The sequence below is a fragment of the Pseudoalteromonas sp. Angola-7 genome (assembly GCF_028599255.1).
GTDB classification, from domain to species: domain Bacteria; phylum Pseudomonadota; class Gammaproteobacteria; order Enterobacterales; family Alteromonadaceae; genus Pseudoalteromonas; species Pseudoalteromonas atlantica.
This window is the reverse complement of record NZ_JAQREL010000002.1, coordinates 312,105-328,963: the sequence shown is the minus strand read 5'-3', so window position 1 is coordinate 328,963 and position 16,859 is coordinate 312,105. Positions and strand designations below refer to the sequence as shown.

16 protein-coding genes are annotated in these 16,859 nt (G+C 41.5%); 7 read left to right on the top strand and 9 right to left on the bottom strand.

Annotated elements, in window-relative coordinates; all coding sequences use genetic code 11:
- Positions 1 to 32: 32 nt before the first annotated feature.
- The 3 genes from yghU to PSH50_RS04100 form a co-directional block, all read right to left on the bottom strand.
- A complete protein-coding gene (gene yghU / locus PSH50_RS04110) occupies positions 33 to 872 on the bottom strand; it encodes a glutathione-dependent disulfide-bond oxidoreductase (protein ID WP_004587400.1) in 840 nt (279 codons plus the stop codon).
- 90 nt (positions 873 to 962) lie between these two features.
- On the bottom strand, positions 963 to 1,544 hold the full coding sequence (locus PSH50_RS04105) for a rhomboid family intramembrane serine protease (RefSeq protein WP_024034245.1): 582 nt from the start codon (positions 1,542 to 1,544) through the stop codon (positions 963 to 965).
- A gap of 104 nt (positions 1,545 to 1,648) precedes the next feature.
- Positions 1,649 to 2,332, bottom strand: coding sequence for a type 1 glutamine amidotransferase domain-containing protein (locus PSH50_RS04100; protein WP_064386837.1), 684 nt, complete (start codon positions 2,330 to 2,332; stop codon positions 1,649 to 1,651).
- Positions 2,333 to 2,496: 164 nt separating this feature from the next.
- Here PSH50_RS04100 and PSH50_RS04095 point away from each other — a divergent pair, with 164 nt between their 5' ends.
- Entirely contained in the window at positions 2,497 to 3,420 is a 924-nt protein-coding gene (locus PSH50_RS04095; protein WP_024034243.1) for a LysR family transcriptional regulator, read from the top strand.
- Between the two features lie 12 nt (positions 3,421 to 3,432).
- On the opposite strand, the gene PSH50_RS04090 is transcribed toward PSH50_RS04095, so the two are convergent.
- The 5 genes from PSH50_RS04090 to PSH50_RS04070 all read right to left on the bottom strand — a co-directional run bounded on the left by PSH50_RS04090 (position 3,433) and on the right by PSH50_RS04070 (position 9,154).
- Positions 3,433 to 4,167, bottom strand: coding sequence for a dienelactone hydrolase family protein (locus PSH50_RS04090; protein ID WP_273609288.1), 735 nt, complete (start codon positions 4,165 to 4,167; stop codon positions 3,433 to 3,435).
- 78 nt (positions 4,168 to 4,245) lie between these two features.
- A complete protein-coding gene (locus PSH50_RS04085; protein ID WP_273586190.1) occupies positions 4,246 to 5,577 on the bottom strand; it encodes a glycerophosphodiester phosphodiesterase family protein in 1,332 nt (443 codons plus the stop codon).
- Between the two features lie 55 nt (positions 5,578 to 5,632).
- Entirely contained in the window at positions 5,633 to 6,496 is an 864-nt protein-coding gene (locus tag PSH50_RS04080) for a carboxylate/amino acid/amine transporter (protein ID WP_273607149.1), read from the bottom strand.
- Between the two features lie 103 nt (positions 6,497 to 6,599).
- Positions 6,600 to 8,735, bottom strand: coding sequence for a M3 family metallopeptidase (locus PSH50_RS04075; protein ID WP_096042068.1), 2,136 nt, complete (start codon positions 8,733 to 8,735; stop codon positions 6,600 to 6,602).
- 212 nt (positions 8,736 to 8,947) lie between these two features.
- Positions 8,948 to 9,154, bottom strand: coding sequence for a hypothetical protein (locus PSH50_RS04070; RefSeq protein ID WP_004587392.1), 207 nt, complete (start codon positions 9,152 to 9,154; stop codon positions 8,948 to 8,950).
- Positions 9,155 to 9,397: 243 nt separating this feature from the next.
- On the opposite strand from PSH50_RS04070, the gene PSH50_RS04065 reads away from it, so the two are divergent.
- The 6 genes from PSH50_RS04065 to yegD all read left to right on the top strand — a co-directional run bounded on the left by PSH50_RS04065 (position 9,398) and on the right by yegD (position 16,354).
- Complete coding sequence (locus PSH50_RS04065) at positions 9,398 to 10,261, top strand: mechanosensitive ion channel family protein (RefSeq protein ID WP_024034237.1); 864 nt, start codon at positions 9,398 to 9,400, stop codon at positions 10,259 to 10,261.
- A gap of 410 nt (positions 10,262 to 10,671) precedes the next feature.
- On the top strand, positions 10,672 to 12,936 hold the full coding sequence (locus PSH50_RS04060) for a TonB-dependent receptor (protein ID WP_024034236.1): 2,265 nt from the start codon (positions 10,672 to 10,674) through the stop codon (positions 12,934 to 12,936).
- Positions 12,937 to 13,042: 106 nt separating this feature from the next.
- Positions 13,043 to 13,342, top strand: a complete 300-nt coding sequence (locus PSH50_RS04055; protein ID WP_004587389.1) for a hypothetical protein — start codon at positions 13,043 to 13,045, stop codon at positions 13,340 to 13,342.
- 53 nt (positions 13,343 to 13,395) lie between these two features.
- Positions 13,396 to 14,052 (top strand): HAD family phosphatase, encoded by a 657-nt coding sequence (locus PSH50_RS04050; protein WP_273609287.1) that lies wholly within the window; start codon positions 13,396 to 13,398, stop codon positions 14,050 to 14,052.
- Positions 14,053 to 14,085: 33 nt separating this feature from the next.
- Positions 14,086 to 14,928: a DNA ligase gene (locus PSH50_RS04045; protein ID WP_273609286.1), complete on the top strand. Its 843-nt coding sequence runs from the start codon at positions 14,086 to 14,088 to the stop codon at positions 14,926 to 14,928.
- Positions 14,929 to 14,989: 61 nt separating this feature from the next.
- A complete protein-coding gene (gene yegD, locus PSH50_RS04040) occupies positions 14,990 to 16,354 on the top strand; it encodes a molecular chaperone (RefSeq protein ID WP_273609285.1) in 1,365 nt (454 codons plus the stop codon).
- Between the two features lie 11 nt (positions 16,355 to 16,365).
- Here the strand turns inward: yegD and PSH50_RS04035 are convergent, their stop codons facing one another.
- A complete protein-coding gene (locus PSH50_RS04035; protein WP_004587385.1) occupies positions 16,366 to 16,830 on the bottom strand; it encodes a methylglyoxal synthase in 465 nt (154 codons plus the stop codon).
- Positions 16,831 to 16,859: the final 29 nt, after the last annotated feature.

Sequence of the window (16,859 nt, the reverse complement as noted above, 5' to 3'; positions counted from 1 at the left end):
CATAACACAATGTCTTGTTATGGGCTGTTAGATTAAAAGTCGCTGGCGTTATGTCGTTCGCTAAGTTGCTCTTCTTCAGGGCCCCAAGTGCGATTAACACGTTGACCACGTTTAACAGCGGGGCGCTTTGCTATTTGCTCTGCCCAGCGCATTACATGAGTGTAAGAGGCAACATCTAAAAACTCAGCGGCGTCGTATAATTTTCCAAGCACCAACGAGCCGTACCAAGGCCAAATGGCAATGTCGGCAATAGAGTATTCACTACCCGCCATGTATTCGTTTTCACTTAAGTGGCGATTTAATACATCGAGCTGGCGTTTAGTTTCCATAGTAAAACGGTCTATTGGGTATTGCATTTTTGTTGGTGCGTAGCTATAAAAATGACCAAATCCGCCACCTAAATAAGGCGCTGAACCCATTTGCCAAAATAGCCAATTACGGCACTCGGTCTTGGCTTTAAAATCTTTTGGGATTAGCACATCAAATTTTTCTGCCAAGTATTGTAAAATTGAACCCGACTCAAAAATGCGTGTTGGTGGCGTGGTAGAGTGATCCATTAGCGCAGGAATTTTAGAGTTTGGATTAATATCAACAAAGTCTGAGCCAAATTGGTCGCCTTCGCCAATGTTAATTAAATAGGCATCGTAGTCGGCATCGGTTAGGCCAAGCTCTAATAACTCTTCAAACATAATGGTCGCTTTTTGGCCATTAGGCGTGGCTAATGAATAAAGTTGAAACGCATGCTTGCCAATGTCTAAGGTTTTGTCATGAGTGGCGCCGGCAATAGGGCGGTTAATATTAGCAAATTTACCACCACTTTCGCTGTCCCACGTCCAAACTTTAGGCGGCGTGTATTCGTGTTCATTACTCATAAATAACCTCAATTTAAAAATGTAATTAATTTATATACTCATAGATAACAAGCTGGGGGCGTAAAAAATTAATTAAAGGCAATGAAAAAATTATCGTGCTTTTAATTTATCTGCTTTGGCAAGTTTATACCCTAAAAAGAACCCACTTAACGCACCAAAAAGGTGACTTTCGAACGAGACATGAAAGCGTTGTGGTAGCACGCCCCAAATAAATCCGCTGTAAAGCACTGCCACTACTAGGGCAATAACAATAGACTTAAACGAGCGCCTAACCACGCCATAGCACAGTATAAATCCCCATAAACCATAAATAACGCCGCTTAACCCAACATGAAAACTACTTCGACCAAAGGCCCACACTAATAGCCCGCCAATTAACGCAGTAAATATAAACACGGTATAAAAGCGCTTTACACTGTATTGGCAAATTAGCCAGCTAAGTACAGCAAAAGGCAACATGTTGCTAGCAAAGTGCCACCAGCTGCCATGTAAAAATGGGGCGCATAAAATGCCGATTAACCCTTGAACGCTGCGAGGGTATATACCTAAACCATTAAGCGTAATGCCAGGTAAACTATTGATCACTTGTAGTATTAGGCATATAAAAACTACGCTAAATATTGCAAATCGCGTACTGGTTATCAGTGAAGATGATGATGGGGTAGTTGGCATATAAACGCTTTAGTAGGATTGTTTTGTACCAGTATAGGAGTATGTTTTCACTATTAAAAGCGATTTAATAAGCGCGGCGTTATACGCCGCGCACAGGGGTTATTTTAACCTAGTTTAGTTAATAGTTTTTTCGCAGCAAGCTCTGAACTTGCTGGGTTTTGGCCTGTAATCACTAAACCATCTTCGAGCGCTAATACGCCCCAGTCGTCGGTTTTTTGATAATCGCCGCCTTTTTTAATGAGTTCATCTTCAACTAAAAATGGCACTACGTCTGTTAATTGCACGGCGGCTTCTTCTGAGTTAGTAAAGCCTGTTACTTTTTTACCAGCTACCAGCGCATTGCCCTGTGCATCTTTAACATTTAAAAAGGCTGCACTTGCGTGGCAAACAGCCGCTACTGGCTTTTGCTCTTTTACAAACTTTTCAATAAGTGAGATTGAATCGCTGTTATCTACTAAATCCCATAGTGGGCCGTGGCCGCCTGGGTAAAATACCGCGTCAAAGTCGCTGGCGTTTACTTCACTTAATACTTTGGTGTTTGCCATAAGTGTTTGTGCTGCGCTGTCGTTATCATAGCGCTTTGTTGCATCGGTTTCAAAGTCAGAAAGCGTGCTGGTTGGGTCAATTGGCGGTTGGCCACCCGCAGGGGAAGCAAGTGTTACCTCTGCACCAGCATCAACAAATGCATAGTAAGGTGCTGCAAATTCTTCTACCCAAAAACCTGTTTTTTCGCCTGTGTTGCCAAGCTCTGAATGTGAGGTAAGTACCATAAGTATTTTTTTAGCCATAACAATATTCCTTCGATTAGTGAGTAAATTAAAGCTTGGTGTTAACCAAGGTGCTGTAATAACTATATGCACTTAAAAGGATTTAAACAACGATGATAAATTTAACTTTATTGGTTTAATTATTGATACAATTATTGGGTTGAATAATCATTGGTGGGTTTGTGATGAAAGTGTCGTTTGAGCAACTTAAAAGCATGGTGGTATTTGCGCAAATTGTCGAGCAGGGCAGTTTAACTGCGGCTGCAAAGCAGTTGGGGTTAACGCGTGCGGTGGTAAGTTATCACCTTAAAAAATTAGAAACGCAATTAGAAGTTACGCTACTAAATCGCTCAACCCGCACTATGGCGCTAACTGAGGCGGGCATTGCGTATTATGAGCGCTGTAGAGTGATCACAGAACAAGCAAACGCAGCTAATCAGCAAATAGAAAACATTAAAAGTGAGCCACAAGGAGTATTAAAAATTAGCTGCCCCGTTAATGTAGGCATGCAACTAATTGTGCCTGCAATTAATACGTTTAAACGCCAATACCCCAAAATTGAAATAGACCTGCAACTAACCGATGATGTGGTTGATATAATAAAAAACGGCTTTGATATTGCTATTCGTGGGGTCGCTTTAAGTGACTCAAACTTACAAGCCACCAAACTAACCACCATGAGTACCTGTATTTGTGGCTCAGCTGAATATTTTGAACACTTTGGCAAACCTAAAACGCCAGCTGAATTAGCCTTGCATAAATGGGTGGTGTACCAACTTAGCAGTAAAACATTAACCCTTAGCAAAGAGGGCAAAAAATACGATGTAATACTACAAGGCGGCATAAGCACCAATAATGCCGCGGCGCGTACCGCGTTTGTAGAGGCCGGGCACGGGCTTGGGCGCATTCCGTTGTATGATGCGTGGCCTAAAGTGCAAGCAGGGCTGTTAGAAATAATACTCGATGATTATAAAACAAAAGATATTGAGCTTTATGGCGTGTTTCCACCTGGGGCGGCAGGCTCCAAAAAGCTCAGGTTGTTTATTGATTATTTAAAAGCCTATTTTGTTAAACAACATACTGCACTGGGCATGCTAAAAAGCACGTAAAACCGAACTTAATTACAAAGTACGATTAAATAATGCAACCGCTTGCTGGTACATAGTAATTGCAAGCGCGGCATCGTAACGCTCGCCCTCATCACGCATAAACGCATGCTGTGCGTTTACTTCTTGCCAGTGGTAATTAATACCCGTGGCTACACATTGCTGGTAAATTTTACTTCGGCCTTGTTGCGGTACATGTGGGTCTTGCTTACCCCAAATAAAGTGTATTTCACCTTGAATATCAGCCATGCGTTCAAACGAATTGTTACCTGCATTAGCAGTTAAGGTATCACTATGAATATCGGTGGCGTATAAACAAAATGCAGCTTTTATGTGTGGGTTTAATGCGGCTCTGTAAGCTAAATGCCCACCAATGCACACACCCATGGCGCCCACTGTGCCAGTGCAGTAATCTTGATTTTGTACAAAGTCGATGAGTGCTTGTGTGTCGCTGTCGTGGTGCTCAAGTGGCTTTTGCCATTTATCGGCATTGCCTTTATCTTTACCCGCGTCATCGTACGCAAGTACAGTACCAATCGGGTTTAGCTCATGAAATACCTCAGGCACTAATACAACAAAGCCGTAGCTTGCTAAAATAGCAGCGCTGCGCGCAATAGGCGCGGTTTGCTGAAAAATTTCAGAGTAAAAAATAATACTTGGATATTGGCCAGCTGCTTGTGGGCGGTAAACGGTAGTACGCATTAAGCCTGTAGAGGTGGCTAGGTCGGTATTATGGTGTTGGATTATCATAAAAGCGCTCAGTTAAATAATTAATAAGATTATGGTAACTGAGCGCAAAAAAATAAACGACCACTGATACTGGTTTTTTTAAATGCTTGCAGGCATTTTATTACAACTTGCGTAGTAGCTTACGGTCGCAGGCCAATCCGAAAATATACCCATAACCCCGACATCCTGCGCGAGTACATCAACCACCGTCATCATGTCGCCATCGTTATCGATAACATCGGCGATTGATTGATAGTAGTAGCCACCGCCCTCGTTAAGAGGCCCCGAGCGCTCAAGGCTCCATGCTATCAGTTCAAGCCCTGCAGCTTTTGCGTCAATGGCGTATTGTGAGGGGACAATATTACTTTCGTTGTCTATGGTGAGCATCATCCAAATAGGGGGCGCTAATATTTTAACGCCATCGGCTACTAGCTCTTCCATACTTGGTTGCCACGTTGCAGGGTTACTTGGATCAAAGCCCGCTTCGCTGTCACGGCCATCTAAATATACGCTTTGATTTGCAAAGTCGGGGTTGTTATTTATCCAATATTTCACATCATCAAGATTAAACGATTGCGGGTACACATCACTGCTTGGTACGTCCAATTGCGTGTACTCATCAAGCATTTTTTGCGCGTATTGCTGTTGTGTCATTCCCTCAAAAGGCATGCTCACTTGCGGAGATTTTAGCTCTGGGGTCATTTTTACACCCAAGCTTTTAAATAACTCAATACTTTGTTTATGAGTTACTAATGTTCCACTTGTGGCGTATAAATCGGTGCGCCAGCTGGGCGTGCCCTGCATATATTCACCAACAGTAGTGGCTTGGGTGTTGGCGCCATCCATTTTACCTTCAAGCGTTAAAAATTCGCTCAGGCTGATATCACTTGTGCAGCATTTAGCGGTGGCAGGCGTGCCACTGGCCGCGTTAGCTGGAGTAAAAGGCACACTGCATTTAGCGGCAAGTTCAGGAATGGCTAATATATTGGTGGTGGTGTGCAAATCGCACTGAGAGTGGCGACACACGAGCTCTTTGTCGCTGGTAAAGGTTACATCGCACTCGACAATACCTGCGCCCATACGCGCCGCAGCTATATAAGACTCCTTTGTATGCTCAGGGTATTGCATTGGCGCACCACGATGACCAATAGAAAAATCTGTACGGTAAAATGGCCCATCCGTACACGATTCTAATTTTGTTTTTAAATCGCTCTGTGCCATATCGTTAATTAAGTAGTCGGCACGAGTACCTAATTGAATATCAGGCGCCTCGCCTTTTGCAACTTCAACAATTACAGGCGTCGGTACTTCAACAACCTCAACAGTGGTATTGGTAACGACTACGTCTTTTTCTACAATTTCGACATCGTCGTCGCAGCCGCTCAGTAGTGCAAGTATTACTGAGCTTGTTATTAGGGTGAGATGTTTCATGTTTGTTCCTTAACGTTAATTTATTCAACCCTAATCGCATTCAATGACAAATTAGCTACAAGGATGTGACGTTATGTTTATTTGTCCCTATTTGATTAATTACCAGTGCCGCTAACATAATTGCACCCCCCATACTTAAGCGCATAATGTCGGCATTTTTATTCCATATAAGCACGTTAACAATAATACCGGCAGGAATAAGCACGTTGTTCATAACGGCTAATGCTCCCACATTTACTTTTGTTGCCCCTTTGTTCCATAAAAAGTAACCAAGGCCTGAGGCTACAATACCTAAATATATTAAAATACCCCACTGAGTAGGTGTACTCGGCAATTTGCTTGTATTGCCAAATAAAGCGTAGCAAGCACTCGCCACCACTAAGGCGCCAATAAAAAACCAACCAAATACGGTTTTGTCATCCAACTGATTAGTGGCCATTAAACGTTTATAAGTTACTTGTCCGGTGGCAAAACTAATATTGGCACCCTGAACCAGTAATAAACCTATGATGAAATGACTATTGAGGCTTTCCCAGCGAATAGCTACCGCGCCCAGTACGGCAATAAGCGCAACCGCAAAAAAGCGAGGGTTAAAATGCTTATTAAATGCATCGTTTAAAAGCGTTATATAAAGCGGCGTCATAACGGTAAAGAGCAACACTTCGGGTACGCTTAAAAATAAAAAGGAGTGATAGTAAAAGCTGTACATAACACCTAGTTGCACAGCGCCTATCAGCATTAGCTTAAGTGCGAGTGGTTTTGAGGTAAGTTTAGGTTTTAAAAAGGGTAAAAAAACCAACGTGGCTAATGCAACTCGTATTAATACGCTAAACCACGCATCAACTTGGCCTGCTAGGTACACACCAATTAAACTAAATGAAAAAGCCCAAAGTAGGGTAACTGCAAATAAATAGCCCATAATTGTCGTTTTTTATAATTTATAGTGTGGCTAGTTTATCTGTTATAAACAATAAAAGCCCGCAAGCGGGCTTTTATAAGGTTAAAATTAATAAACGAGGTTATTAATCAACTAAACCACGGCGCTTAAGAAGTGCGTCTGTCGTTGGTTTTTGGCCTCTAAACTCAATGTAGCTTTGCATTAAGTCGCGGCTGTTACCTTTTGATAGGATTTCTTCACGGAACTTGTCACCGTTTTCACGGGTTAGGCCACCGTTATTTTCCATATGTGCAAACGCATCGGCTGCAAATACTTCAGTCCATAGGTAGGCGTAGTAACCTGCTGAGTAACCACCTGCAAAAGTATGGCTAAAGTAGTTTGATTTATAACGCGGTGGTACTGGGTAGTAATCAATACCGTGTGCTTTTAGCGCATCGCTTTCAAACTTTTGAACATCACTGATTTTTTTATCAGAACCAAATGAGTGCCATTCCATATCAAGTAAAGCAGCTGCTAAGTATTCAGTAGTACCAAAGCCTTGGTTGAATTTTTGCGATGCTAATACTTTATCAAGTAATGCTTGTGGAATTGGCTCACCCGTTTTGTAATGCTTAGCGTAGTTAGCAAGTACGGTAGGTTCAATCATCCAGTCTTCGTGTGCCTGTGAAGGAAATTCAACAAAGTCACGTGCTGTAGCAGTACCCGCTAGGCTTGGGTATTTAACATTTGAGAATAAACCGTGCGCAGCATGACCAAATTCATGGAACATAGTCGATACTTCGTCGAAGGTCATTAGCGTTGGCTCACCTTCAGCTGGTTTTGGAATGTTTTGTGCGTTGTAAATAACTGGTTTAGTGCCTTTTAAGCCGCTTTGGCTTACGTATGCACTCATCCATGCACCGCCACGCTTACCTTCGCGTGCGTATGGGTCCATGTAAAATAAACCAATAGCGCTGCCATCTGCGTTAAATACTTCGTACGCTGTTACATCTTCGTGGTAAACAGGTAAGTCTTTACGCTCTTTAAAGGTGATACCGTAAAGCTTGTTCATTGCGAAGAATAACCCATCATGGATCACAGAGTTCATTTCAAAGTAAGGCTTAACTAGCGCAGGATCTAGGTCGTACTTTTCAGCACGTACTTTTTCTGCGTAAAACGCCCAATCCCATGGCTTAAGCTCAAAGCTTTCGCCAGAATCGTTAATTACTTTTTGGATAGCGGCCGCTTCTGCTTTGGCTTTTTCAACAGCTTTTGGTGCAAGGTCATCTAAAATGCCGTACACGTTGTCGGTTGTTTGTGCCATACGCGAAGTCATTACATACGATGCCCAATCTTTAAAGCCTAACAGCTCTGCTTTTTGTGCACGCAGGTTCGTTTCTTCAATAATGATAGGGCCGTTAGTTTTAGCAGCACGGTTTGTAGAGGCTTTAAAAATTTGCTCGCGTAGTTCACGGTTTTCAAGGCTTGATAAGATAGGCTGCTGAGTGGTATTAACCAGGGTGATCATGTAGCCGTCTTTGCCTGCTTTTTTAGCTGCGGCTGCAAGGCCTGCAATTTCACCTTCAGATAGGCCAGCAAGTTTAGATTTGTCTGTAACAACAATAACGTCTTCTTTAAACGATTTTAAAATGTTTTGAGAGAACGCAGTAGATAGCTCTGCAAGCTGAGCGTTTATTTCACGCATTTTTGCTTTTTCAGCATCGCTTAACTTAGCACCGGCTTTTACAAATTGCTTGTAGTAGAAATCAACTAAGCGTTGATCTTCAGCGTTAAGCGCATCTTTATTGTCGTAAATAGTTTGTACACGCTTAAATAACGCACCATTTAAGTAAATGTCATCAGAGTGAGCAGATAATACCGGCGCCATTTTTTTGCTTATACGTTGGTATTCGTCATCTGAAATTAAACCCGATAGGTTGTAAAAAGCAGCAGATACGCGGTTTAACAACTCACCAGATTTTTCCATCTCAACAAGTGTGTTTTCAAATGTTGCTGGTTCTGGGTTGTTTGCAATAGCTTGAACTTGCGCAGTGTGCTGAGCAATACCTGCATCAAAGCCTGCTTCGTAGTCTTTTGTACCAAACTTATCAAACTCTGGTGCCATGTATTGTAATGGGCTTGGTTTGAATAATACATTGTTTGCGTTCATATCTTGCACTTGTGCTGCGCTCTCTTTAGCTGTGTTCTGAGTTTCGTTAGATGAACAAGCAGATAGGATTAGGGCACTAGCAATAGTAGTGGCGATCAGTGTTTTACGCATAATAACTCCATAAAAAGATGAGCCGAAATAGGCTTTTCGAGTCGAAAACCCAGTTAACTTATCAAATTTTGGCGTTTATACAATAAAGTTTATCGGTATTAAGCGGGATTTAAACGCAAATTAGCTACTAAAAATGCGATTTGGAGGTAAAAGTAGCCTTAAAAATAAACGTAAGGCTACTTAAATATTGTATTGTGTGTGTTTTTTAAAGGCTAGTTATAGCCAAGAACAAAGCGTTTTTCAGAACCAAAGCTATTAGATTGCTGGCCAAATTCTTTATTAATAGTAGCAAGTGTTTGTTCTTGCTCAGCAAGAAGGCACAAAATTTTATTGCGGTAATCTAGGCTGCTTTCAAACAAATTTAAATCTACCTGCGGCTGCAAAGTAGCGAGTCTTTGATTTAGAGTAAGTTGTGACATATGTAATCTCCAGTGCTTGTACACTATTTATATAGCACTCGGTGCAATAAAGAGTTAATAAATTGTTTAAACAAAAACGTTAAATCTATTAACTTAGCGTTTTAACACTATTATGCCGTGCTAAGCTTAGCGAAGACTGAACCACACTCATTTTTACTGAACAAATAACAAACAATAGAAGACTGAACCACACTCATTTTTACTGAACAAATAACAAACAATAAATAATACTTTGGAAAATACATGACGCTCGAACACATTCAACATTATCTCAGCTTGGTTATTTTTACCTATAACGACGTACACATCACTGTGGCTAAGGTTATACAAGTTCCTTTAATTTTATTTGCTATGTGGTTTGTAGTAACGCGCATTGGCAAACTTATTAAAAAAACACTGCTGGCCAAAAAAATCAGCCAAGACGCGGTTCATCTATTTACGCGCATTTATTTTATTTTGAGTATCGCAATATTAATTTTCACCTCGTTAGAGGTTTTAAGTATTCCGCTTACGGCCTTTGCATTTGTATCAGGGGCCATAGCCATTGGGGTTGGATTTGGTGCGCAAAACATTATTAATAACTTTATTAGTGGCTGGATTTTAATGTGGGAGCGGCCAATTCGTATTGGGGACTTTTTAGAAGTAGGTAATGCAAAGGGCGTAGTAGAAACTATTAATACGCGCTCTACCCGCATTCGCCGTAACGATGGTGTGCATATGTTAATCCCTAATTCGCAACTATTAGAAAACACAGTGACTAACTGGACCTTAATAGACGGTAATGCCCGCTCCTCGGTTAGCGTAGGTGTTGCTTATGGCAGCGATGTATTGTTAGTTAAAACGTTAATTCAACAAGTGCTTGATGATCATGATGCGATACTAACAAATCCAAAAGCCTCTGTTTTATTTGACGACTTTGCTGATAGCTCACTGGTATTTAATGCAATTTTTTGGGTTTGTGCAGAGTCAGAAACCATGCTCAGAAAAGTACGTAGTGATATCCGTTTTAGTATCTATGCTGTTTTTGAAAAACATGATGTGGTGATTGCGTTTCCACAGCGCGATATTCACATTGATGGAGAAATTGCGTTAAAGCGTACTCAATGAATTTAGCCTTTAAAAATTTAGCAAGCATTAACGGGTTTTAACTGCGCGTTTCTAGTTTGGGTTTATTTGTAAAAATACGCAGTTTGCTACTTTAAAGCGGCTTTTGAAAGAAAGGACATATGTCCGCATTATTAGTCTTTTGCATCTAAAAGCGGGTAAAAAAGCTATAAAATGAGGTTAAATGTTGCAAAAAAGTTTACTTTTTTGTACATATTTATGCAGTAAATTTGTAATACGATGGTATAATCTTCATCGTTCGTTCAGCCTCATTACTCCGTTTTTGTACTCTCGGTGATGAGGTCCGCGCGCCATAAAGCTAGACGCGAAAAATTGTACGAGCCCGCAATGAATACATTGCGCAACACAAAAAACCGTTGAACAAGAGTGCATACAAAAGGTTTATACCCGACATGAAAGCAATCAAAAAAACTGCAATAGCGACCATAATTAATGCTGCTTTATTATCTGCAGCTGGTACCTCTGTTTCTACTCTTGCTGCTGAAGAAGAAACTGCAAAAAAAAATAACCAATTAGAAGTTATTCAAGTTACTGCTCGTAAACGTGTAGAAAATGCACAAGAAGTGCCTGTTGCTGTATCTGCATTACAAGGTGATAACCTTGATGCTTATAGTTCTGCTGGTATGGATATTCGCTTTATGAGTGCGAAAATCCCAAGTCTTTCAATCGAATCATCGTTTGGACGTTCTTTCCCTCGTTTTTATGTTCGTGGTTTGGGTAATACCGATTTCGATCTTAATGCTTCACAACCTGTTTCATTAGTTGTTGATGAAGTGGTTCAAGAAAATGCCATTTTAAAAGGCTTTCCAGTATTTGATGTTGAGCGTGTAGAAGTACTACGTGGTCCACAAGGTACTTTGTTTGGCCGTAATACGCCGGCTGGCCTAGTTAAATTTGATACTGTTAAACCAAGCCAAGAATTTGAAGGTTACGGTGCTGTTTCTTACGGTAGCCGTGGCGCTGTAGATACAGAAGGCGCTGTAGGTGGTGCATTAACTGACCGTTTATCTGCACGTGTTTCTTTGCTATGGCAAGATAAAGATGATTACATCGACAACCAAGCGCCTGGCTTTGAAGCGAAAGACGAGCAGGGCGGCTACACAGAAAAAGCAGCGCGTATTCAGTTTTTATACGAAGGCGATGACTTTACTGCTCTTCTAAACTACCACACGCGTGACCTAGACGGCTCACCAATTGCGTTTCGTGCAAACGTTATTGAATCAGGCTCAAACGATTTAGTAGACAACTACGAGCATGATGTTGTTTATCAAGATGCCGCTGTACGCAATACCCAGCAAGTTGAATCTGAAGGCGCAAGCTTAAAGCTTGAGTGGGATATTAGCGATGAATACACGCTAACCTCTATTTCAGGTTGGGAAAGTGCAGAAATATACTCACGTGCAGATATTGACGGCGGTTACGGTGCTTCTTATATCCCTGATTACATGGGTCCAGGTTTTATTCCGTTTTCTTCAGAAAGTGCGGATGGTATTCCAGAGCAAGATCAGTTAACGCAAGAGCTTCGCCTTGCTAGTAACTTCAGCGGTGACTTAAACTACCAAGTTGGTCTTTTTTACTTTGATGAAGAGCTTACAATCGAAAACTTTAGTTACGATACGTTCTCTTCACCTGCTGGCGCTTTAAACGGTTATGTTCAGCAACAACAAGACACAACAGCATGGGCTATTTTCGGCTCAGTAGATTACATCTTCTCAGATAAGTTAAAAGTAACAGCGGGTCTTCGTTACTCTGATGACGAAAAAGATTTTGTTGCAGACCGTACAATTAGCCCAATTGGCGGTGGTGCTTTATACGTAGAGCGTAGTGTAAGTGACAGCCACGTAAGTTGGGATTTATCTGCAAACTACAAAGTTAATGACGATGTAAACTGGTACAGCCGTGTAGCAAACACGTTCCGCGCGCCTAGCTTACAAGGTCGTATTTTATTTGGTGATGACGTAACAACAGCTGAATCAGAAACCGTTACTTCATTCGAAACCGGTATTAAATCAGACGTTCTTGACGGCCAAGGCCGTGTAAATGCAACGGTATTTTACTACACAATGGACGACCAACAGCTTACTGCTGTAGGTGGTGGTGCTAACTTTAACCGCCTAGTTAACGCTGATAAAACAACAGGCTACGGTTTTGAGCTAGATACAGAATGGGTATTAAGCGATGAGTTTAATGCAACATTTAACTTAAGCTACAACAAGACTGAAATTAAAGATGATGAGTTAGCTGTAGCGGTATGTGCTCAATGTATCGTGAATGACCCTATTAACGATGCAGGTTTAGCCGTACTAGATGGCAACAGCTTACCGCATGCGCCAGAGTGGATCTCTAACTTTACCCTTCGTTATACGAAAGAACTTGAAGATGGTAATTTCTTCGCATTAGGTGATATTTCTTACCGTAGCGAAATTAACATGTTCCTATACGATTCAGTAGAATTTGAAGGTAAAGCATTAACAGAAGTAGGTTTACGTGCAGGCTACGAGTGGGCTGAAGGTGACTACGAGTACCAAGTATCTGCATTTGTTCGTAACTTATTTGATGAGCAACAAGCAATTGGTGCGGTAGACTTCAATAACAATACGGGTATTGTTAATGAAGAGCGCTACATTGGTGCTGAATTTAAAGTTAACTTTTTCTAAAGATAACCTTAAATTTTATTAATTTTTAAAAGCCTGCCTTGTGCAGGCTTTTATGTTTTTATAAAGCTGGTAAAGTAGCGTTAATTAACTTTAATGAGATAGAAAAATGGCTGGATTTTGGAACTACCGTGTAATTTTTTGTGAAGCAACGAAAGATGAAGCAGCGCAATACCAAATACACGAAGTAGAATATAACTTAAATGGCAAAGTAACTAATTGGTCAGAAACAGGCGCAGCACCTTTTGGTACAACGCTAGATGAGCTAGCAGCTGATGCCGATCGTTTAAAAACGGCGCTAGAAAAGCCAGTACTTAAGGTTGTGCGCAAAGCCCGAGGCTACGAACTGGTTGATGTTGAAACCGGTGAAGAAGCATTTGCTGAGCCACCTGCTGGCTTAACAGCATAATATTATAAAGGCGCCTAGGCGCCTTTTTTAACGTTAAAATTTAAGGAATGAGGATGAGCTTAAACGCAGTATTGTTTGATATGGATGGCACGCTAGTTGACTCGGAAAGCATGCACTTTGAGTGTTGGAGCCAGCTGCTTGCACCCTACAATGTAAGTTATAACGAAGTGGAGTTTTGTCAGCGCTTTTCAGGGCGCCCAACGTTAGAAGCTGCAATTGATATTAAAAATGAGCATAATTTAGACGTCAGCGCACAATTTTTAGCAGATGAAAAATATCGATTATTTGGTGAATACGTAAAAACTAATTTACCGCCTGTTATGCCTTTTACTGAGCAAACCTTACACGCTGTTAAAAACTGTGGGCTAAAAATGGCGTTAGTTACCGGTAGTGCTCGCAGCGAAGCTATGCCTATTTTAAAAGGGCTAGGTTTTTATGAGTTATTTGATACTGTAGTGACAAAAGACGATGTAACAAATCCAAAGCCAGCAGGCGATCCTTACCTTTTAGCGCTTGAACACATACATGTAGCCCCAGAGCATGCAATTGCTGTAGAAGACACCTTTACGGGCGTTTGCGCTGCAACCAATGCACAGGTTAGAGTCGTTGCGATTGCAAATCATCATACAGTTGACCATGACTTTAGTAAGGCGACCTACAAAATGGCTGACCTAGGTGAGTTTTGGCAGTGGGTCGAATCTCAACTATAGTTATAGCCTTATTTTATTTGCAGGGATGCAGTAATGGCTCAGCTAAAGTACTTACTTTTCATTGTCAGCTTTATTGGCTCACAGTTTGCCTTTGCGGCGCAGCCTCAGGTGTTATTGGCAAAAGTATATGATGAATCTAAACATGGCAATATTAGTGAATACCTCGTCAGTGAAAAATTTGATGGTGTAAGAGCAATATGGACGGGCGATACATTTATTACCCGTAAAGGAAATGCGATTAACGCCCCGAGTTGGTTTACGGCGCCATTACCAAATGTTTGGTTAGATGGGGAGCTGTGGATAGCGCGCACTCAATTTTCTTTGGTCAGTGGGATTGTAAGAACTAAACGCCCCAGTAATTCAGATTGGCACGCTATACGCTATCAAATATTTGATATGCCAGACTCAACCCTTCCTTTTAGTGCGCGTTATAAAAACTACCAAGCCTTGGTAAAACAAATCAATAAGCAGCATATAACTGCAGTTAAGCAACACCGCTTTACTAGCACAGCCCAATTAACAGCGTACTTTGAAGATTTAACTAAGCAAGGGGCTGAAGGGGTGATGCTGCATTTAGCCAATGCTAAACATAAAAGCGGGCGCAGTAATACATTATTAAAGTTAAAGCCCTACCTTGATGCTGAAGCGGTTGTTATTGCACATTTACCGGGTAAAGGAAAATACACCGGTATGTTAGGTGCATTAAAAGTAAAAACACCTCATGGGCAAATATTTAAAATAGGCACGGGCTTTAGTAACAAACAGCGCCAAACACCGCCGGCTATAGGCAGCACGGTAACGTATCGGTACCATGGGTTAACAAAGCATGGCTTACCTCGTTTTGCGAGCTTTTTAAGGGTGAGGGAGGGTCATTAGCGTTTATAATTTTGGCAAAGTATGCTAAATTGCGCGGCCTTTTTCTAATGTATGGTGAAGTATGTTTGTAGGTTTTGATTACGGTAGTTCTAATTGTGCCATGGGTGTTATGGAGCAAGAGGAAGTGCAGTTAGTGCCACTTGAGCAAGGAAAACATTATTTACCTTCTACTCTTTATACACACCATAGCGCATTAGTTGTCGACTTTGTGGCAAAGCATGTAAAAGGCACTGCCCACGAGCATGACTTTTTAACGCAGCGCCAAGCTTTATTAAATACACTCCCACGTATTAAGTCAGATCTTGATTTACAACCTACAGATGAAACGCTTTTTATTGGCCGTGAAGCTATTAGTGAATATGTGCAGTTTCCTGAAGAAGGCTACTTTGTAAAATCACCTAAATCGTTTTTTGGTGCCACAGGCTTAAAGCAAGGGCAAATTAATTTTTTTGAAGATATTGCTACCGCAATGATTTTAAAAATAAAGCAACGCGCAGAGCTTTCACTTAAAACCCCACTTACGCAAACGGTTATTGGTCGTCCAGTTAACTTTCAGGCTGTTGGCGGTGAGCAGTCAAATCAGCAAGCTGTAGGTATTTTAGAGCGCGCAGCTAAGCGTGCGGGCTTTAAAGACGTTGAGTTTTTATACGAACCGCTTGCAGCAGGGATTGATTACGAAAGTAGTTTAGTGGAAGACCAAAAAGTGCTGGTTATTGATATTGGCGGTGGTACCAGCGATTGCTCGTTTGTACAAATGGGGCCAAGCTTTAGAGGTAACAGTGAGCGCGATAGTGACTTCTTAGCCCACAGCGGTAAGCGAGTTGGCGGGAATGACTTAGATATAGCGCTTAGTTTTCATGGTTTAATGCCATTGCTTGGTTTAGGCAGTACCTTTAAATCCGGCCTACCTTTACCAAACCAACCTTTTTGGCAAGCCTGTAAAATTAATGATGTAAATTTACAAAGTCAGTTTTATAGTGAAAGCCACTATCGAGAACTCACTGCCCAATTACGCGATGTCAGTGCACCTGCGCTTTTCAAACGCTTAATTCATTTACAGCAAAATAAACAGGGCCATCAGTTAGTACAGCAAGGTGAGGCGGCTAAAATAGCGCTTTCATCGGCAGATGCTTTTGATTGCGATCTTCGCTTTTTAGATAATGCCCTTAGTAAAAACCTATCTGTTAGCGATTTGGCGGTTGCAGTAGAAAGTTGCATTAGCCAAATAGTAACGTTAGCCAAACAAGCAATTACCGATGCAGGAACCACCCCAGATGTTATTTATTTAACAGGGGGAAGTGCACAGTCACCACTTATTAAAGCGGCGTTAAGTGAGCATTTAGGTGATATTAAAATGCTGAATGGCGATCACTTTGGTAGTGTAACGGCTGGCCTAACAAAATGGGCCAGCATGCTTTATAAGTAGCTTAAAAGGCTTTAAAGACTGATTTGTCGGGTTGCGAGGTATTTTTCGTAATCTGGCAAAGTACGTTCAAGCTCAGTGTCCATTAAGGGCGAGCTTAATAACATGTCGGCGCTGACTTCATTACAGGCCACAGGAATATTCCAAACAGCAGCTAAACGCAGTAATGCTTTAACATCAGGGTCGTGTGGTTGTGATGCCAACGGATCCCAAAAAAACACCAATACATGAATTTCGTGCTCGGCAATTTTAGCTCCTAGCTGTTGATCGCCCCCCATAGGACCACTTAATAGCTGAATAACCTCTAGCCCGGTGGTTTTTTCGATTAAATGGCCTGTGGTGCCAGTACCGTATAAGGTGTGTCTGCTTAAGGCCTCTTTGTGTTTTTCGCACCATAATTTAAGCGCGGCTTTTTTACCATCATGCGCAACTAAGGCAATATTTTTATTAGCGGGTAGCGATTGTTTTTTTTGTTCCATGCTGCATCTTATTTTGTTGAGTAACCAAG